Here is an 18,216-nt window from a genome sequence, read left to right on the forward strand (position 1 = left end):
GCGGCGCGCAAGCAACTGACATGGGAGGGAGGCCGACGGCGGCAAGTGGCTGCCGCCGTCGGCCTCCCTTCCGTATCACCGGGCGGCGGCCGACGCCAAAGTCTGAGCGATTCCTCAGCTGACCGGTAAAACCTCGTAGCCGTCGGTTTTGGACACCAACTGTCGCCCGTGGTTGCCGTCGAAGCGCAGCCACATCACGGAGGAGTCCTGGGTGGCGTCCTCCACCTCCCCGGTGCGGACTATCCGGCCATCGAGCCGCAACTCAACCCGGCTGCCAATCAGCTGCTGCCAGGTGCCGGTTGTTTCAGGTACGGCGGAGGTCATCCGGGGTCCAATCTGTGATCGCTAACAATTATGGAATGCTATCCGCGCGGCAACTGTGAAGCAAATCACACTCCTTGGCTGTCGTTTGTACCCGGGCCAGCCTCCGCCGGCGCCGGACGTGATTCCGTCCGGCGCCGGCGGAACGGTGGGACTCAGGCCCGTGCCCTGAGTCCCGGGATGCCGTCCTGGATCTCGAAGGATGCCTTGGTGGAAACGGGCGCACCCGGGGCGGTCACATAGTCCAGCACCCGGAAGTCCGCCTGCAGCGATTCCTTCGTGATGCGGGTGTTCACGTAGCCGCGGTTGTCGTTGTAGAACTTCAGGTGCGGGTTCCAGGCCATCACCGGATCCGTCGTGGAACCGGACCCGTTGCCGGTTGACGTGACGGAAGTGCAGACCAGCTCGGAGCCCACCACAGGCGACGCCGGATCCTTGTAGTCAACCTTGATGTCGTTGGCCCAGTTCCGGTGGACGTCTCCCGTGAGAACCACGGCGTTGCGCACCCTCGCGTCTGTCCAGCCCCGGGTGATACGGCGGCGGGAGGCGGCGTAGCCGTCCCAGCCGTCCATGGACACGTCGTCGATGTCCGGCGCCTTGTTCCGGTCCCGCTCGGCGAAGAAGACCTGCTGGCCCAGGATGTCCCAGCGCTGGGTGGAGTTTTTGAAGCCGTCCAGCAGCCATTGCTCCTGGTCGGCGCCTGTGATGGTGCGGTCCGCCGCCAGCCGTTCCTGCACGTTCTTCTTCCAGCCGTCGCCAGCCAGCTGGTCGTCGCGGTATTGGCGTGTATCCATCATGTGGAAGTTGGCCAGCTGGCCCCACTGCACTGTCCGGTAGATTTTCATGTCGGCACCAGCCGGGACCGAGGACGCGCGCAAGGGCATGTTCTCGTAATAGGCCTTGAAGGCCGCGGTGCGGCGCTGGCGGAAGTGCTCCGCGGAGTCATTGAGCTGTGCCGGATCTGAATTTTCCGGGATCTCATCCGCCCAGTTGTTATCCACCTCGTGGTCATCCCAGACCACAAGCCAAGGAGCAACGGCGTGCGCGGCCTGAAGGTCCGGATCAGACTTGTACTGTGCGTGTCGCTGCCGGTAGTTCTCCAGGCTGACCGTCTCAGGGCCGACGTGGTCGCGCGGGTTGCCGCCGCCAATCACATAGGACTCCTTGCGGTACTCGTACACGTAGTCGCCGAGGTGAAGCACGAGGTCAGGGTGGTCCTCCGCCAGCCGCCGGTACCCCGTGAAATAGCCGTGCTCGTACTGGGCACAACTGGCGAAGGACATTGCCAGGGCCGCCGGTGTCTCGTGCAGGGCGGGACTGGTGAGGGTCCGTCCCACCGGGCTGATGTGCTGGCCGCTGCGGAAACGGTAGAAGTACTCCCGGCCAGGCTTCAAACCGCGCAGTTCAACGTGGACTGAATGCGCGTTGTCGATCAGGGCATGCTCGACGCCCCGTGCCACCACACGCTTCATGCCTGCATCCTCGGCCACCTCCCAGGCGACCGGGACACTGCGAGACGGCATGCCTCCCAGGCCGTCTCCGGCGAGGGGGTCCAGCGCGAGGCGGGTCCAGAGGACGAAGCCGTCCGGCCAGGGCTCGCCCGAGGCGATGCCAAGAGTGAACGGGTCGGTACGGAGGCCGGCACCCGTAACTGTTGATGTGGCGGCAACCGCTGTGCCCGGAACGGCAACGACAAGCCCGGCGCCGAGGCCGGCGGTGAGAAGGGATCTGCGGGAAATGTTATCCATGGCTTGAAACTATTCAAGTCATTTGGACGCGGGCTGTCTCCAGCGTGAATGCACGATTAACCCTCCGGGTCAGACCTCGACGAGGAACTGCGTGTGGGCGTACCGGACGCCGTTAATCTGGAGCTCCAGGGCGTGGCTTCCCGGGTGGTGCACCCGGGTGGTCATCTGCCGGAAGGCATGGCGCTTGGACACCGTCCGGGTTTCGCCGGGATTCAGGGTCAGGGCCGCCAGTTTGAAGACCTTCTCCGATTGCGAGCCGTTTGCCTTCATATAGTGCACGATGTAATCCACGGCGAGCCTGGCCGGATCGGCACCCGTGTTGGAGATCTCGAATTCGAAAGCGAGATCCGCCGGCAGGGCCACGGTGTGCCGGTCCAGCCTCGGCGGGGTTACGGAGAGGGACGCGGGAGCGAACCCCTGCAGGGCCAGTGCGCCCGGGTGGGCCTTCTTGACGAGGGTGCGGAGTCCATGCCGGACCACCCACGGTGTATTGGCGTCCGGCGCGGCAGTCCAGGCGGCAGCCGCGGTCAGCACCGCCTCGGGAGAATGGCGTGCCAGGTCATTGAGGTGGTTGGCCACTGACCGCCGGACGTACTCGTGCGGGTCCCGGTACAGGGCGTCCAGGATGGGAATCGTGGCCTCTGGCCGCTGGACCAGGCCGGGAATCCGGACCGCCCACGGGAGATACGGGCGGGTACCTTCGCTGGCGAGGCGGCGTACATGCTGGTCAGGGTGGGCGGTCCAGGTCAGGACGACGGCCAGCGCGCGGTCCAGGTCGGCGGCCAGCAGCCGCCGGATGGCGAATTCCCCGGTCAGCCGCGGAGTCAGTTCGGCCAGGAGATGGAGGCAGTCCTCAAAATCCGCGGACCGGGTCGAATTCAGGGCCAGCGTTACTGCTGTTTCCGTGACCGGCCAGAGCGTCCAGCCGGTAAAACCGGCGTCCAGGAGCGCGCTTCGGAAGACGCGCGCCGCCGTCGAGTAGTCACCCGGGCCACGGGCAGTGGCAAAGTCGGCGAGCAGGCCCCGGCTCACATGATCGGTCCGTTCGCGCAGGCTCAGGTTCCGCAGCGAAGCGCCGGTACTCGAGGTGTTGGACCAGGAAACGCCGGGAGCGGCATCCGCGAGGACGCGGACCAGCCGGCCGACAGCAGCCTGGTCAATCAGTTCGTTCATGGCACCCATGCAGTCAGGCTACCGTCTGCAGCCGGGCTGCGGTTGCGAGCCAAATCCGCGGAATCGGGATAATCTCAGCGGACACAAATTTTCAAGACTGCATAGGCGGAAGCGGGACATGGCTGAAGATCGATCACGGAAATCGCCCCACTGGTGGCGGGTCTTCCACGACAAATTCGTGGTCGAAGAGCGGTACATGAGCGCAGCCTCCCGAAAGAACCTTTACCGGATCGCCGTGATCCTGATGATTGCTGGCGCAGTGCTTTTCTCACTCGCCCTGACCGGGGTGCTGGGAAAAGACGGCCTTACCTTCATGGACGAGCCAGTCAGGGCGTGGCTTGTCACCCAGCGGTCGGAGCCGCTCACCGCCGCCATGATCTTCCTTGCGATCGTATTCGGACCCGTGGCGTTGCCGATCATCGTCCTGGTGGTCACCGTGGCCTGGGGCCTCGCCGCCAAGCACGCCTGGCGGCCCCTGCTGCTGGCCGGGGCCATGCTCACCGGAGTCGCGCTTGCCCAGATCATCGGTCGGTCTGTCGGACGGCAGCGGCCGCCGCTTGACCTCATGCTGTTCGGCCCGGACGTCACGTTCTCCTTCCCCTCCGGGCACGTGCTCGGTGCTTGCGACTTCCTGCTGGTCACCACGTTCCTGATCTTCTCGCGACGCCAAAGCACGTGGCCGGCGGTGGCCGCTTTCGCCCTGGCCGTCGTCGGTATCTTCCTCGCATCCATTAGCCGGCTCTACCTGGGCTATCACTGGGTCAGCGACGCCCTGGCCTCCCTGTTCATCTCCTTCGTGGTCCTGGGTGCCGTCATCGCCCTGGACACGTGGCGAACGGCGCGCATCCCGGGGGAACAGATCACCGGTGAATTGTCCAAGGCCGATACGGTGGAAAGCTAGGAGCAAGTGGCCGACGTCGACGACGTCCGCCGCCTCTGCCTGGCGTTGCCGGGCGTTACGGAGCGGCCCGGCTGGAGGAGGCCTACCTGATTGCGGGCGGCCGGGCGTGAATGCCCGATGAGCTCCGCGAATCACCTCTGCAGGTGTCACCCCCGCGGGCGTGAGCGGGCCTTCTTTAGCTCGATCCTGAGCTTCGCATTGGCCGCCTCGAGTTCCAGCACCTTCGCCACTCCTGCCAGGTTGAGCCCCTCGTCCAGCAGTTCACCGATGCGTTTCAGCACGGCGAGGTCCGCATCACTGTACTGCCGCGTCCCCCCGGAGGTGCGGTCCGGAGTGAGCAGGCCCTTCCGTTCGTAGAGCCTGATGTTCTGCTGGCCCGTTCCCACCAGGTGGGCCACTACGGAGATCGCGTAGAGGCCTGTCTCCGCATTGCGCTCGGCCATGATCCTCCCCGAAAAATTCGTGCAAATCGGTCTTGCAACAGTCTCCCACCGGTGCTATAAAAAATCTATACCCGCCACCATAGATATGTGGGGCGGGCGGCCCAAGAGAATGCAACAACCACATGCTGAAGGAGTGGGAAATGATGTTGATGCGTACGGACCCGTTCCGTGAACTGGACAGGCTTACCCAGCAGGTGTTTGGAACCGCGGCCCGGCCTGCGGCCATGCCGATGGATGCCTGGCAGGAGGACGGGGAGTTCGTAGTCGCGTTCGATCTGCCGGGAGTCGACATCGACTCTGTGGACCTCAATATTGAGCGGAACGTACTGACTGTGCGGGCTGAACGGCGCGATCAAACTCAGCCCAACGTGGAACTGGTCGTTTCGGAGCGCCCCCGCGGCGTCTTCAGCCGGCAGTTGATCCTTGGCGAGACCCTGGACACGGACAACGTCAAGGCGAGCTACGACGCCGGTGTGTTGACTCTCCGTATCCCGGTTGCCGAACAGGCAAAGCCGCGCAAGATCGAAATCGAAACCAAGCACGACAAGATGCACGAGATCAGCACCTAGTCCCCAGTGGAACGAGCGGGGCGGCAGCCGGCCGGTGCCGGCGGCCGTCCCGCAACGCAGCGGACAGTGTGGCACCGCCATGACCAACCAGTTACCGGACTACTACGAGGTACTCAACGTGGCCAGGACGGCCACAAGGCAGGAGATTTCGCGTGCCTACCGGGCGCTGATGCGCCTCCACCATCCAGACCTCGAGGGCAGGTCCGCCGCCGCCGGCCCGGATAGCGACGGCCTGGACAGCGCCAGCCTCGACAACAACGGGCTGCTGGGCATCATGGAAGCCTTTTCGGTGCTCAGCGATCCCACAACGCGTGCTGACTACGACCGTGCACTGTCCGTCTCCCGCCCCGCCGGCGGAGGACCCCGTGAGGTGCCGGTCCGCCGGACACGCACTCCGCAGCCCCCGCTGCTGCGGGTCACACCAGTGCTTTGGGAGCGCGGCCCCTGGCCGGGCACCGGATAAGTAGAGAAGGAGCAATCCATGAGCGCCTGGCGCCGTTATGATTCCCATCTGATTCCGGCGTTCCATGAACGCTTTGAGCAAAGGTGGGGCGTGGGCACGGCCCCGTTCCTGGACCCGGAAGCCCATGAGGAGCCGCTACCGCGGGCCCAGTGGATCCATCCGGAGACGGGTGCGGCACTTGCCGTGGTCCCCATCTGGACACCGGATGACAGCCAGCACCGGTCCTTTGGGGTCTTCTATCTCCCGCCCGGCGGCGATATCTGGGTGCTGCGCCCTGGCTTCACGGGCTACCTTGAACCCGCGGCGGATGAGACGGAACACCTGATCACGCTCCGCAACGACGCCTTCAAGAAAGCCCTGGCGCATGCCAAGGAATTCCTCTTCGGCTCCGACGCCACGGTGCACTAAAATCAGTCCACCACCCGAAACTACATAAGGGATCAAGCAGATGAAGCACTCCGCCAAAGACCTGGCTGCCAGGATCCCGCCGTCCTTCACCATGGGCGTGGCCACAGCCGCCTTCCAGATTGAGGGCGCCCTGGACGAGGACGGCCGAGGGCCCTCCGGGTGGGACGTGTTTGCGCGGAAGCCCGGCGCCATAGTGGACGACCACAGCCCCGTCACAGCCTGCGACCACTACCACCGCATGCCTGAAGACGTTGCGCTGATGAAGGAACTGGGAGTGGATTCCTACCGGTTCTCGCTGTCCTGGTCACGCATCCAGCCCGGCGGCAGCGGGCCGGTCAATCCGAAGGGCATCGACTTCTACGACCGGCTGCTGGACCAGCTGCTGGCCAGCGGCATCTCGCCGATGGTGACGCTCTACCACTGGGACACACCGCTTCCGCTCGACGAGGCCGGCGGCTGGTTGAACCGGGACACGGCGTACCGCCTCGGCGAGTTTGCCTCCATTGCGGCAGCGGCCTTTGGCGACCGCGTGGCCCGCTGGGTCACCGTTAATGAGCCTGCCACCGTGACCACCAACGGCTACGCCCTGGGACTCCACGCGCCGGGCGAATCGCAGTTGCTGAAAGCGCTCCCCACGGTGCACCACCAGCTTCTCGGCCACGGCCTGGCCATGCAGGCATTGCGCGCAGCCAAGGTCCCCGGCGAAATAGGCATCACCAATGTCTACTCGCCCATGGTTCCGGCCTCGAACAACCCGCTGGACAAACTGAGCACCGCGCTAATGGACGTTTTCCAGAACAGGCTCTTCGCGGATCCGGTGCTCCTCGGAAAGTACCCGGACGTCATCCGGGCTGCCACGTTCTTCAGCTCGTTCAACCCCTCCGACGAGGACATGGACCTGATCTCAAAGCCGTTGGACTTCTACGGGCTCAACTACTACATGCCCACGCGGGTCGCGGCCGGTCCGGGCGACGGCGCCGTTCCCCCGGGGATGGCCGAGGCCATGGGCGATGACCTCAGCGGAAGCGCTCCCGGCGCACCCTTCCACATCACTGAATTTCCAAACGCCGAGACCACGGCGTACGGCTGGCCGATCAGGCCCGACTACATGCCCGTGGCCCTCGCCGAGATGGCGGAACGCTACCCGGAGCTGCCGCCTGTGTTCATCACCGAAGGCGGAGCAAGCTTTGAGGATGTGGTGGTCCGGGACAAGGCCGGGGACAGGATCATCATTCCGGACGAGCGCCGCCTGCGCTATCTTGCCGAGCACATCTCCAGCGCGGTGGAGGCCACCAGCCCGGGGGGACCCGCGGAATCCATCGACCTGCGCGGCTACTACGTATGGTCCCTGCTCGACAACTTCGAGTGGTCCGCGGGCTATAAGCAGCCCTTCGGACTCCTGCATGTTGACTTCGAGTCGATGGCCAGAACGCCCAAGGCGTCATACTACTGGCTGCAGGAACTGCAGGATGCCCGCAAGGAAGCCGCAGCCAAGGCGGTTGGCGAGAGTGCTGCCGGTGAACCGGAGTCCGTAGCCTGACACGTCGGAGGTGGCCGGCCGGTATGCCCACCGGCCGGCAGGAGTCCTGGCAGGAGTCCTTGAATCAGACGATCTTGAGGTCGGCGAGGCCCTTGGTGATGCCCGCGCCGTCGGGGGAGTAGATCCACGGGACGGTGGAGCCGGTGTGGTCGCCGTTCTCCGAGTGGCCGCCAGCCAGCACTGATTCGCCCACTGAGAGCTGGCGGATGGCGATGGCGGCCACGCGGTCGCCGTGGTCCCGGGCGAACCTCGAATAAATCTGTTCGTCGTGCTGGCCGTTGTCGCCGATAAGCAGCCACCGCATGTCGGGGAATTCCTTGGCAAGCCGGTCCAGGTTCCCGTTCTTGTGCTCCTGGCCGCTCCGGAACCAGCGGTCCTGGGTCAGCCCCCAGTCCGTCAGGAGGAGGGGACCGGCCGGGTACATGTTGCGGGTCAGGAACCGTGCCAGTGTAGGTGCGGCATTCCACGGTCCCGTGGACAGGTAGATCACCGGCGCATCGGGGTGCTCCACCACCAGCCGGTCCATGAGGACCGGCATGCCGGGCGTGGCCATCCGGGCCCGCTCACTCAGCACGAAGGTGTTCCACAGGGCCAAGAACGGCCGGGGCAGCGCCGTGACCATCACGGTGTCGTCGATGTCGGACACGATGCCGAACTTCGTGTCGGGGCCGATCACAATGATGTTGGCCTGGACAGCCTCGGTTCCTTCGGCCCGGAGCGTGGCTGTGTGCCAGCCGGGAGAGAGGGCGACGTCCACCACGGTGTCCACGAGGCCGCCGCGGTCCGCCTTGACGCGGGTGGTCACACCCTCGATTTCGATGTCCACCTCGGTGAACTGCAGGGGCACGCTGGTGAACGCCCGCCAGCCGCGGATGTTCTGGTTGCCGTTCTTCGCGGCGTGCTCGGCGCGGCTGCCCGGCTTCGGTTTGGTGGTCAGAACCACCCGGCCAAGGACCCGCACCCACGATGTGGAGCCGTACCCCTGGTAAGCGACTGTCTGCGGAATGAAATTCCAGCGCCGGGCCAGCTTGATGCGGGCGCTATTGACCGTGTCCGAGACCTTGTGAGCCGCCCGAAAGGCATGATTTCCGGACACCGATGATTCCTGCGACGCCAATTCCATGCCTCCACTCTGCCACAACGGCGCCCGCCGCCAACCGTACGGTGCCACTAAGGCGCCGCACCGTAACAAGGGAGTCAGCCGTCCCCCAGCAGCCACCGCAGGGTGTCGGCGTTCCGCACGGCGTTGCCGCCGCCGTCGTTATTGAAATAGACGAACACGTCCTTGCCCTGGCCCTGCCACTCCCGGATGCGGTCGGCCCACCATCGAAGGTCCTCGTCGGAATACGATCCCCCATAGAGATAGTCATGGTCCGGCCCGTGCAGCCGGACGTATACGAACGGCGCCGTGGCCCGCAGGATGCAGGGCAGGTTGGCCCCGCTCATGATGCAATAGGCGGCCTCGTGGCGTTCCAGCAGGGCATACACCTCGGGATGGTCCCAGCTGGGGTGGCGGAATTCCACCGCCACCCGCACCCACCACGGCAGGGCCGCGAGGAAGTAGTCGAGCCGGGCGTCGTCGCGGGCGAACCCCGGCGGGAGCTGGACCAGCAGGACCGCCCGCTTGTCACCGAGCTCATGCCAGCACCTGATGATCCGTTCCACCCAGACCTCGGGCGCGTAGAGCTTCTTCGCGTGGGTCAGTCCGCGTGGTGCCTTGACGGACATCATGAAGCCTTCGGGAAGGCGCCGGCGCCAGCTGGCGAAGGATGCTTCCCGCGGCCAGCGGTAGAAACTCGCATTCAGCTCCACCGTGCCGAACCGGGCCGCATAGTGGGCCAGCCGGTCGCGCGCCGGAAGTCCCGGCGGGTAGAGCACGTTCTCCCAGTGGTCATAGCTCCAGCCGGACGTTCCGATGTGGATCCCCATGGCGTCTTTCGAGGTCAGCCGGCCGCCGGGCTCAAACTTCGCCGGCCCAATCCTGCGCATGCGGCGCAAAGGCGTCTTCCCATCGCCGGCTTTCGCCCTCCGGCAGCGGCCCGCGTCCGACGGCGGCCGCCGCTGCGTCCAGGTTGCGCACCTTGGACGTCCCAACGATCGCCGTGCTCACCCCCGGGCTGAAGGCCGAGAACCGCAGCGCAGTGCCCTGCCAGTCGTCGCTTTCCGGCTCAACGTCCATCAGGCGGAGCCGTTCCCAGTAGGTTTCGCCGTATACACCCACAGGGCGTTCGTCGTGGCGCCAGGGGGCGTTGGCCAGTGGCCGCTTGGCCACCACGCCCAGTCCCTGCCGCGCTGCCGCAGGCAGGACACCAGTCCGGGAGCGCTGGTCTGCGAGGTTCACCGAGGACTGCAAGGCGCCGAAGGAACCGGCGTTTCCGGACCACGCAAGGGCGTCGTTCTCCCCGCTGTAGCCCGGAACCCGGACTTTTCCGGCGTCCACGCACTTCAGCAGCGCCTCCGCCGCCTCGCCCCGCTGAAGGACAGTCAGCGGGCAGGAATGCAGGAAGACGACGTCGATCACGTCGGTTCCCAGCTTCCGCAGGGCCTCATCCACGCCGCCGGTTACCGCGGCAGCGCTCCAGTCCTCCGCGCCGTCGACGTTGTATCCCACTTTCGTGGACAACACCACGGCGTCGCGCCGGCCGGGCAGCCACGAGCCGATCCGCTCTTCGGAGAGCCCGTAGCCGCGCGCTGTGTCGATGAAGGTGATGCCCAAATCCACGGCACGGTCGAGGAGGCCGTGCGCTTCCCGCTCACTGACGTCGTCATAGCCAATATGGCCGGCGCCGAATCCGAGGGCGGACACGGTCAGGGAAGAGTTTCCGAAGTTCCGTTGCAGCATGCCTTGGATAGTAGTCGGCCGGGGGCGGTTGTGGCACTGTAAGGTCCATGGCACACATCGAGGACTACGCGGTAGTGGGGGACCTTCACACGGCGGCCCTCATCAGCACTGAAGGCTCCATCGACTGGCTCTGCCTGCCGCGGTTTGACTCGCCGGCCTGCTTCAATGCGCTGCTGGACACCCCGAAAGCCGGGCGGTGGCTATTGGCGCCTGCCGGGGCCGGGGACTGCACCCGGCGCCATTACCGCAAGGGAACGCTGATTCTTGAAACCGAATGGGAAACCCCGAGCGGCAAGGTGAAGGTCATCGACTTCATGCCGCCGCGGGACGGTGTGGCGGACGTTGTGCGGATAGTTGTGGGTGTCCACGGGTCCGTCCGTATGCGCGGCGAACTGGCCCTCCGGTTCGACTACGGGCATATCGTGCCGTGGGTCCGGCATGATGAGCACGGCATCCACGCCATCGCCGGGCCGGATGCGGCCTATTTGGTGACAAACGCCCCGCTGCGCGGCGAACGCATGAAGACAGTCAGCGACTTTACCGTCCACGCGGGCGAGAGGGTCCCGTTCGTGCTGACCTGGACCCCCAGCCACCTGAACCGCCCCCGGGCCATCGACCCTGAAGCGTACTTGGAGTCAACGGAGTCGTTCTGGCGGGAGTGGTCCGCCAGATGCAAGATCACCGGCCCGTACCGGGAAGCCATCCAGCGCTCGCTGATCACGCTCAAAGCGCTGACGTACGCTCCGACCGGCGGCATCGTGGCGGCCGTCACCACGTCCCTTCCGGAACAGCTGGGCGGATCGCGCAACTGGGATTACCGGTACTGCTGGCTCCGGGACGCCACGCTGACGCTGCAGGCGCTGCTCGCCGCCGGCTACACGGAAGAAGCCGCCTCCTGGCGGGACTGGCTGCTGCGGGCGGTGGCCGGGGACCCCGCCGACCTGCAGATCATGTACGGCATCCACGGCGAGCGGCGGCTCCCGGAGATGGAACTGCCCTGGCTGGCGGGATACGAAAAATCGACCCCCGTTCGGATCGGAAACGGCGCCGCGGGTCAGCTCCAGCTGGACGTGTGGGGCGAGGTGCTGGATTGCCTGGCCCTGACCCGGCACTCCCTGCTGAAGCACACCGACGAAGCCTGGGACGTCCAGGTCGCACTGATGGAACACCTCGAGGGTGCCTGGCACCGGCCGGATAACGGCCTGTGGGAGATGCGCGGGCCGCAGCGCCACTTCACCCACTCAAAGGTGATGGCCTGGGTTGCGGCAGACCGCATGGTCAAGGGCGTGCGGGACTTCGGCCTGGTGGGACCCGCTGACCGCTGGGAGGCCCTGCGCGACACCATCCACGCCGACGTCATGGCGAACGGCTTCGACGCTAAGCGCAACACCTTTGTCCAGTCCTACGGCAGGCCCGAGCTGGACGCGAGCCTGCTGCTCATACCCCGCGTCGGTTTCCTGCCGCCCGATGACCCCAGGGTGGTGGGCACCATTGACGCCGTGCAGCGGGAACTCACCCGCGACGGCTTCGTGCTCCGGTACCGCCCTGAGGACTCCGACGACGGGCTGCCCGGTGACGAAGGCGTCTTCCTGGCCTGCTCATTCTGGCTGGTGGAAGCACTCATCGGCGTGGGCAGGCGCCGCGAAGCCAGGGAACTGTTCGAAAGGCTCCTGGCACTGCGCAACGACGTGGGCCTCCTCAGTGAGGAATGGGGCGTGGAAGCGGGGCGCCAGCTGGGGAACACACCGCAGGCGTTCAGCCACTTCGCCCTGGTCATGAGTGCCATGGAGCTGCACGAGGACAGTGTGCAGCGCAGCGACGCCCCCGTGCACGGGCACTAACGGTCACATTTGGTTCAGCTGGGGACTGCGGTCCGCTGCGTGGTTCCATGGTCAGGGAAACCTATTGGAACAGGCACGAAGGAGTGTGGACCGGTGAAATTTGCGCGTCTTGGAGATGCCGGCAGGGAGCAGCCGGCCGTTCAACCCGGCGGGCCCGAGTCCAACGGGAAATGGTATTCACTCGCCGGCATCACCGCCGACATTAACGGAACATTCCTTGAAGCCGGAGGCGTTGCCCGGGTCCGCGATGCGCTCGCGGCCGGGACCCTGGCCGAGATCCCCGATGCCGGCAGCCTTCGCCTCGGAGCCCCGCTGGCCCGCCCCGGCGCCGTCGTGGGGATCGGACTGAACTACGCCGGGCATGCTGCCGAGTCCGGTGCCGCGGTCCCGGAGGTCCCGGTGGTGTTCCTGAAGCCAAGCAACACGGTGGCAGGGCCGTTCGACGACGCCCCCATCCCGCCGCTGTCCGGCAAGTACGACTGGGAAGTCGAGCTGGCCGTGGTGATCGGACAGCGCGCCTCCTACCTGAAATCAGTGGACCAGGCGGCGGGCTGCGTCGCCGGCTACGTGCTGGCCAACGACCTGTCGGAACGGGACTACCAGCTGCCCGGTGCGGCGGGGCAGTGGGTTAAGGGAAAGTCCCTTCCCGCGTCAACACCCCTTGGCCCGTGGTTCGTCCCGGCCGCAGACCTGGACCCCTCGGCCCTGCGGCTGCGGACCTGGGTGAACGGCGAGCTCCGCCAGGACTCGTCCACGGCGGACCTCATTTTTGACGTCCCGGCCGTGGTGCACCACCTCAGCCAGTTCATGGTGCTGGAACCCGGCGATGTGATCCTGACGGGCACCCCGGAGGGGGTGGCTCTTTCGGGGCGTTTCCCCTACCTTCAGGACGGCGACGTCCTGGAGCTGGAGGTCGAGGGACTGGGCCGCCAGCGCCAGGTTCTTCGCCGGGCTACGGCGCCTTAAGGCGCAACGTGCTTTCGGTGGTCAACGTCTGACAACTCCCTGGGACTTCCGAATCCGACACAGGTAAGTATACTTACTAATACCTCAGGTTGGGGTAAAAACGGAGGAGTTGAAATGGCTGGACATTTCGAGCTGGTTGATGCCCCGGACGGCGGCTACCGCCTCAAGCTCATCGACGGAAGCGGAAACCTGATGGCCATCTCGGTGACATTTCCTACCAAGCGCGCCGCTGCGGCGGGTGTGGCCAAGGCCCGGGAGATCGCCGGCACCGGGTTGATCCGGGACCTGAGCGTCAGCCAGGACTCGGAGCCGCTGAAGCAGCCGCCCGTGCGACAGCATGTGAAGGCGCCCAAGAACATCGGCGTTCTGGGTTCCGGAAGGCCCACCGGAGCCACGGGCGTCAAGCGCGCCCGGACGCACTACTGATTTCACGGCTGACGATGTCGCCTAAAGGGCCCGGCGGGCGAAGGCGCGGCGTACTCTTTGATGTCGACGGGACCCTGGTGGATTCCTGCTACCTGCACACCCTCGCATGGTGGCAGGCATTCCGGGAGTCGGGGCTGGATGTGCCGATGGCATCCATCCACCGCTCCGTGGGCATGGGCGGGCGGGAGTTGCTGGACAGGCTCCTGCCGGCAGGCCGGGACAAATCCCTTGACGCCTCCATCATGTCTTCCCACGGGGCCGTGTTCGCCACGTTCTGGCCCTCGCTCCGTCCGCTGGACGGTGCCCGCGACCTTCTGGCCCAGTGCCACGAAAGCGGCTTCGCCGTCGCGCTCGCCTCCTCTGCCCGGCAACGGGACCTTGACGTACTTCGTGCGACGTTGCGGGCCGACGCATTTATCCATGCCGCCACGAGTGCCAACGATGCCAAGGAGGGCAAACCCGCTCCGGACATCTTGGAAGCGGCCCTCGCCGCCGTGGGACTGCAGGCGGCGGACGTTGTGTACGTGGGCGACGCCGTCTGGGATGTTTACGCCGCCGGGAAGCTGGGAATTCCAACCATCGGACTCACGTGCGGCGGCACCTCCGCCGCCGAACTGCTGGAGGCCGGCGCGGTGGAAATCTATCAAAATCCGAGGGAGCTCCTGGCGAACCTGCGTGACAGTGCAATTGGCACGCTCGCCGGAAGCTCCCAGTGACCGGGCATCCTAAACGTCCGCTATGGCGCCCTTGTTCCACGACACAGCGACGCTGACGGAGCCGTCGTCGTCCCGCTCGACTTCAGTGATGACATCGGTGGGGCCCGCGCCCATTTCCATCAGTTTGGCCCGGTATGACGTGACCAGTTCTTCGAGGCTGGATTCGGTCCACTCGCCGGGACGCATCCGCGTTGAAATCTCTACCGGCTCTGGCTGATACAGAGTCATGTCGTTGCCTTTCCTCGATGCTCGGATTCCTCAACGCTATGATCCGCAGCCTCGGTTAGCAAGGGATTTACTCAGGGTGCTTAGTTTTTCCGGGGAAAATTAGTAAGCTTGCTGATCTTCAAGCACTTTGCTGACAGAAAGGCGCACCATGAAGGCACTTACCTGGCAAGGCAAACGCTCCGTCAGCGTGGAGAACGTTCCTGATCCCACCATCCAGGAGCCCACGGACGCGATCATCCGCGTCACCTCCACCGCAATCTGCGGATCGGACCTGCACCTCTATGAGGTCCTTGGCCCCTACATGCACAAGGGCGACGTCATAGGGCACGAACCGATGGGCATTGTGGAGGAAGTCGGAAGTTCAGTCACCAACCTCTCCAAAGGGGACCGCGTGGTCATCCCTTTCAACATCTCCTGCGGCAAGTGCTTTATGTGTTCCCGCGGACTGCAGTCCCAGTGTGAAACCACGCAGGTGAAGAGCCACGGCTCAGGCGCCGCCCTTTTTGGCTATTCAGAGCTGTACGGCGCCGTTCCCGGCGGACAGGCCGAATACCTGAGGGTTCCGCATGCGGACTATGGGCCGGTCAAAGTGGGAACGGAGCTGCCGGACGAACGCTACTTGTTCCTCTCCGACATCCTGCCCACCGCCTGGCAGGCAGTGAAATACGCAGACACCGGGGAGGGCGGCACCCTGGCGGTGTTTGGCCTGGGGCCGGTGGGTCAGTTCGCAAGCCGCATCGGAAAACACCTCGGCCTCCGTGTGATCGGAGTCGATCCCGTACCCGAGCGGCGGGCGATGGCCGACCGGCATGGCATCGAAACCATGGGCTATGCAAAGGGCATTGCCGACGAACTCCGTGAGGCGACCAAGGGGCGGGGGCCCGATTCGGTCATTGACGCTGTCGGCATGGAGGCGCATGGTTCTCCGGTCGCAGCCTTTGCCCACCAGGCGCTGGGACTCCTGCCGGACAAGTTGGCGCAAAAGGCCATGGAAACCGCCGGTGTGGACCGCCTTGCAGCTCTGCATGCGTCCCTGGATGCCGTGCGCCGCGGAGGCACGGTTTCCCTCAGCGGCGTCTATGGCGGGCAGGCAAGCCCGATGCCGCTCCTGTCGATGTTCGACAAGCAGATCCAGCTGCGGATGGGCCAGTGCAACGTCCGGAACTGGACCGATGAACTCCTGCCACTGGTCGAAGATGACGCGGATCCCCTGGGCGTCATGGACCTGGTGACGCACCGGGTGGGACTGGACGAAGCCCCGGCGATGTACGAGAAATTCCAGAAGAAAGAGGATGGCTGCATCAAGGTGGTGCTGCAGCCCTAGTCGCCTGCCCGGAGGCGGGAAAATTTCTTCCAGGCCTTCCGGAACGAGGCTTCGGCATTCGCGGCCAGGGCCTCCTCCTTTGCATGGAGGCGGCCGTACGTGAAGCTGCTTGCGGCGCCGGGGCGTCCGTCCCCGGTGCCCGCATCGTTCCGGTGGGCCCGGCTGCCCAGGTCGGCCAGGAGGGTCCTCGCGACAACGCTGTCCTGGTGGAGGCCGAGGATCTGCTGAAGTTCATGGGCCCCCTTGGCTGTTTTGGCTGCCTTCTTTCCTGCCACCGGACCGGCTGCTTCGGCGGCGTACCGGAGGCGCTTGGCCGCCTTGCGTACCTCATGCAGGCCGGCATCGCGGGTCGGCCCGTCGTGGGCGGGGCTGCCCATGACGTCCGGCAGTTCGTGCACCCTGCGCCGCACTCTCGCGGCGTCCTTGGCGATGAGCTTCAGCATGGCCTTGTGCGGTTTGCGGCCGGCTTTGTCTGTCAGGGGTGCAAGCGTCACAAGTTCCTGGAGGCTCGCGATCAGCCGGGCATAGCGGTCCCCGTTGAGGGCCTCAAGTGCAGCTGCGCGGCCAGCGGCTGAGGCGGACTCCAGTTCCTCGTCGATCTGCCGGGCTACAGGCCCGAAGACCAATGCATCCGGTTCCCGGGCCAGGAGGTCCCTGAGCCGCTGGTGGATCACCTCGGGGTCCCGGGCCGCGCCCAGTACTCCGGAGAGCCATTTCAACTCTTCCCGGACTTCCGGGACCGCAGCGCCGTCGTCGAAGAACTTCTTCCCCGTGGCCAGCAACGACCGCAGGCGGCGGGCGGACATCCGCATCTGATGAACGGAATCGGGCAGGTCCTGCCGCACCAAGGGTTCCTGCTCCCTCAGCCCGGCAAGTTGCTGTGCCAGATAGTGTGTCAGGACCTCGCCGGCTGTGGTTGGCATGCTTCACTCTACGTCGCCCGGGGTGCCGCCAGAAGGGCCGCACGACCTGCCATTCCGCGGATGGGCGGCGCACCTAACAGCTTGCGTTGAGGGCTTCCTCGACGACGTCGGTGAGGTCCTCCACGATGCCGTTGCCGGTGGAGCTGAAGGGCTGTGGCGGAGAGGCCAGGGCGAATGATGCCTGCCGGGTTCCGTCAGCGCTGGACATTGAAATGGCGCCGTACCCGGCGATCTGGCCGGCATGGCCGTAGTAGAAGTTGTTTGTACAGGTATCGTTCCAACGCTGGATGCCCAGGCCGTACAGCGCGTAAGGCGGGTCCTGCATTTCCCTGACCAGGGTGCGGGGGATCAGCCGGCCCTGGAGGAGTGCCGCGAAGAAAACGTTGAGATCGCCGACGGTGGACACCAGGCCGCCGGCAGGGTCACCCGCATGCAGTGCGGCGTAACCGACGTCCAGGCGCTCGCCGAGGCTGGTGACGTAGCCATGGACCAGCGAGGGCGGGGCCGGGCCGGAGCCTGTCATCGAGGTGGATCGCAGGCCCAGCGGCTCAATGATGTCAGACCGCAGCACCTCGCCGATCGGACGTCCGCGCAGCCGTTCCACGATCATGCCAAGCACGATGTAGTTCGAATCGGAGTCCTCAAAACCTTGTGCCAGCCGTGGCTTCCACGGCTGGGTCGCTGCCAGCGCAAGGAGTTCGCGGTGGCTCCGGGGGGTGGCCAGTACGTCGCGGAAGCTGCCCTGCTGAAGGAGCGGGGTGATGTAGTCCGGCATCCCTGATCGGTGCTGCAGCAGCTGCCGGACAGTGACCGGCCCTGGCGGGTGCATGATGCCCTCGAAATCCGGCAGATGCTTGCCAACCTCGTCCCCAAGGCCCAGCCTGCCTTCGTCGACCAGCTTGAGCACAGATACTGCCACGAAGGATTCGGTCACGCTGGCGATGTGCACCTGATCGGCGGTTTCCACCGCTTCCCGGTTTTCCAGGCTCCTGACACCGGAGGCGCGCGCCCATTCTTCACCGCGCACTTTGGCCTGCATCAGGACGGCGGGGGCGCCGTCGTCGAGCATTGCGTTGCCGAACTCCTCCAGCGCTTCCGCCAGCCGTGCGATCGACGAAGGCTGCTCCGGCGGCTCCGGGGCCGCAGTGCAGCCGCCCAGTGCGGCGGCCAAAACGGCGGCCGTTGCCGCGGCCACGGCCCGGAACTGCAGGGTGCGAATCCAAGCCACGGAACTCATGTTCCTCAGCCGGTCCGAACGCGTCAATAGTCGGCAGCCCGGGACCTCGGCTAGGTTCCTGTTAACCCAACTGACTCGCAGTTAACGTTGTGAAACCGCGTTTTGGCGACGTTAACTGCGAGTCAGTTGGGGTGGGGACTAGCTGAG

General features: G+C 65.6%; 20 protein-coding genes. 10 read left to right on the forward strand and 10 right to left on the reverse strand.

The features are described 5' to 3' along the window. Positions 1–114: 114 nt before the first annotated feature. The 3 genes from JOE31_RS05175 to JOE31_RS05185 form a co-directional block, all read right to left on the reverse strand. Positions 115–324, reverse strand: coding sequence for a hypothetical protein (locus JOE31_RS05175; protein WP_209742454.1), 210 nt, complete (start codon positions 322–324; stop codon positions 115–117). Positions 325–476: 152 nt separating this feature from the next. Further along, positions 477–2,069, reverse strand: a complete 1,593-nt coding sequence (locus JOE31_RS05180; protein ID WP_209742455.1) for an alkaline phosphatase — start codon at positions 2,067–2,069, stop codon at positions 477–479. Positions 2,070–2,138: 69 nt separating this feature from the next. Continuing rightward, positions 2,139–3,251: a DNA alkylation repair protein gene (locus tag JOE31_RS05185; RefSeq protein WP_209742456.1), complete on the reverse strand. Its 1,113-nt coding sequence runs from the start codon at positions 3,249–3,251 to the stop codon at positions 2,139–2,141. 109 nt (positions 3,252–3,360) lie between these two features. Here JOE31_RS05185 and JOE31_RS05190 point away from each other — a divergent pair, with 109 nt between their 5' ends. After that, positions 3,361–4,143, forward strand: a complete 783-nt coding sequence (locus JOE31_RS05190) for a phosphatase PAP2 family protein (RefSeq protein ID WP_209742457.1) — start codon at positions 3,361–3,363, stop codon at positions 4,141–4,143. Between the two features lie 146 nt (positions 4,144–4,289). Here the strand turns inward: JOE31_RS05190 and JOE31_RS05195 are convergent, their stop codons facing one another. Continuing rightward, on the reverse strand, positions 4,290–4,586 hold the full coding sequence (locus tag JOE31_RS05195) for a MerR family transcriptional regulator (RefSeq protein WP_011693274.1): 297 nt from the start codon (positions 4,584–4,586) through the stop codon (positions 4,290–4,292). Between the two features lie 143 nt (positions 4,587–4,729). On the opposite strand from JOE31_RS05195, the gene JOE31_RS05200 reads away from it, so the two are divergent. The 4 genes from JOE31_RS05200 to JOE31_RS05215 all read left to right on the forward strand — a co-directional run bounded on the left by JOE31_RS05200 (position 4,730) and on the right by JOE31_RS05215 (position 7,566). Further along, positions 4,730–5,155, forward strand: coding sequence for an Hsp20/alpha crystallin family protein (locus tag JOE31_RS05200; RefSeq protein ID WP_209748153.1), 426 nt, complete (start codon positions 4,730–4,732; stop codon positions 5,153–5,155). 79 nt (positions 5,156–5,234) lie between these two features. Next, the gene (locus JOE31_RS05205) at positions 5,235–5,618 is read left to right on the forward strand and encodes a J domain-containing protein (RefSeq protein ID WP_209742458.1); all 384 of its coding nucleotides are present in this window, start codon (positions 5,235–5,237) and stop codon (positions 5,616–5,618) included. An 18-nt stretch (positions 5,619–5,636) separates the two neighbouring features. Continuing rightward, the gene (locus JOE31_RS05210) at positions 5,637–6,026 is read left to right on the forward strand and encodes a hypothetical protein (protein WP_209742459.1); all 390 of its coding nucleotides are present in this window, start codon (positions 5,637–5,639) and stop codon (positions 6,024–6,026) included. Positions 6,027–6,066: 40 nt separating this feature from the next. Beyond that, positions 6,067–7,566, forward strand: a complete 1,500-nt coding sequence (locus JOE31_RS05215; protein WP_209742460.1) for a GH1 family beta-glucosidase — start codon at positions 6,067–6,069, stop codon at positions 7,564–7,566. A gap of 64 nt (positions 7,567–7,630) precedes the next feature. Here the strand turns inward: JOE31_RS05215 and JOE31_RS05220 are convergent, their stop codons facing one another. The 3 genes from JOE31_RS05220 to JOE31_RS05230 all read right to left on the reverse strand — a co-directional run bounded on the left by JOE31_RS05220 (position 7,631) and on the right by JOE31_RS05230 (position 10,408). After that, entirely contained in the window at positions 7,631–8,689 is a 1,059-nt protein-coding gene (locus JOE31_RS05220) for an App1 family protein (RefSeq protein ID WP_209742461.1), read from the reverse strand. 74 nt (positions 8,690–8,763) lie between these two features. After that, on the reverse strand, positions 8,764–9,495 hold the full coding sequence (locus tag JOE31_RS05225) for a DUF72 domain-containing protein (protein WP_209742462.1): 732 nt from the start codon (positions 9,493–9,495) through the stop codon (positions 8,764–8,766). A gap of 31 nt (positions 9,496–9,526) precedes the next feature. Further along, complete coding sequence (locus tag JOE31_RS05230) at positions 9,527–10,408, reverse strand: aldo/keto reductase (RefSeq protein ID WP_209742463.1); 882 nt, start codon at positions 10,406–10,408, stop codon at positions 9,527–9,529. A 47-nt stretch (positions 10,409–10,455) separates the two neighbouring features. On the opposite strand from JOE31_RS05230, the gene JOE31_RS05235 reads away from it, so the two are divergent. The 4 genes from JOE31_RS05235 to JOE31_RS05250 all read left to right on the forward strand — a co-directional run bounded on the left by JOE31_RS05235 (position 10,456) and on the right by JOE31_RS05250 (position 14,357). Further along, the gene (locus JOE31_RS05235; protein ID WP_209742464.1) at positions 10,456–12,249 is read left to right on the forward strand and encodes a glycoside hydrolase family 15 protein; all 1,794 of its coding nucleotides are present in this window, start codon (positions 10,456–10,458) and stop codon (positions 12,247–12,249) included. Between the two features lie 93 nt (positions 12,250–12,342). After that, on the forward strand, positions 12,343–13,215 hold the full coding sequence (locus tag JOE31_RS05240) for a fumarylacetoacetate hydrolase family protein (RefSeq protein ID WP_209742465.1): 873 nt from the start codon (positions 12,343–12,345) through the stop codon (positions 13,213–13,215). A gap of 114 nt (positions 13,216–13,329) precedes the next feature. After that, positions 13,330–13,641 (forward strand): hypothetical protein, encoded by a 312-nt coding sequence (locus tag JOE31_RS05245; RefSeq protein ID WP_209742466.1) that lies wholly within the window; start codon positions 13,330–13,332, stop codon positions 13,639–13,641. Between the two features lie 14 nt (positions 13,642–13,655). Then, positions 13,656–14,357, forward strand: a complete 702-nt coding sequence (locus JOE31_RS05250; protein ID WP_209742467.1) for an HAD family hydrolase — start codon at positions 13,656–13,658, stop codon at positions 14,355–14,357. Between the two features lie 9 nt (positions 14,358–14,366). Here JOE31_RS05250 and JOE31_RS05255 read toward each other — a convergent pair whose 3' ends face one another. Continuing rightward, a complete protein-coding gene (locus JOE31_RS05255; protein ID WP_209742468.1) occupies positions 14,367–14,585 on the reverse strand; it encodes a hypothetical protein in 219 nt (72 codons plus the stop codon). Positions 14,586–14,733: 148 nt separating this feature from the next. Here JOE31_RS05255 and JOE31_RS05260 point away from each other — a divergent pair, with 148 nt between their 5' ends. Next, positions 14,734–15,909, forward strand: a complete 1,176-nt coding sequence (locus JOE31_RS05260) for a zinc-dependent alcohol dehydrogenase (protein WP_209742469.1) — start codon at positions 14,734–14,736, stop codon at positions 15,907–15,909. Here JOE31_RS05260 and JOE31_RS05265 read toward each other — a convergent pair. Both JOE31_RS05265 and JOE31_RS05270 read right to left on the reverse strand, forming a co-directional pair. Then, entirely contained in the window at positions 15,906–16,832 is a 927-nt protein-coding gene (locus JOE31_RS05265; protein ID WP_209742470.1) for a CHAD domain-containing protein, read from the reverse strand. The two genes, JOE31_RS05260 and JOE31_RS05265, sit on opposite strands and share 4 nt — an antisense overlap. Positions 16,833–16,905: 73 nt before the next feature. Further along, positions 16,906–18,069 carry a serine hydrolase domain-containing protein gene (locus JOE31_RS05270; protein WP_374100805.1) on the reverse strand — a complete coding sequence of 388 codons (1,164 nt, stop codon included), beginning with the start codon at positions 18,067–18,069 and terminating at the stop codon, positions 16,906–16,908. Between the last annotated feature and the right edge of the window lie 147 nt (positions 18,070–18,216).

Origin of the sequence: Arthrobacter sp. PvP023 (genome assembly GCF_017832975.1) — a bacterium.
Taxonomy (GTDB): domain Bacteria; phylum Actinomycetota; class Actinomycetes; order Actinomycetales; family Micrococcaceae; genus Arthrobacter.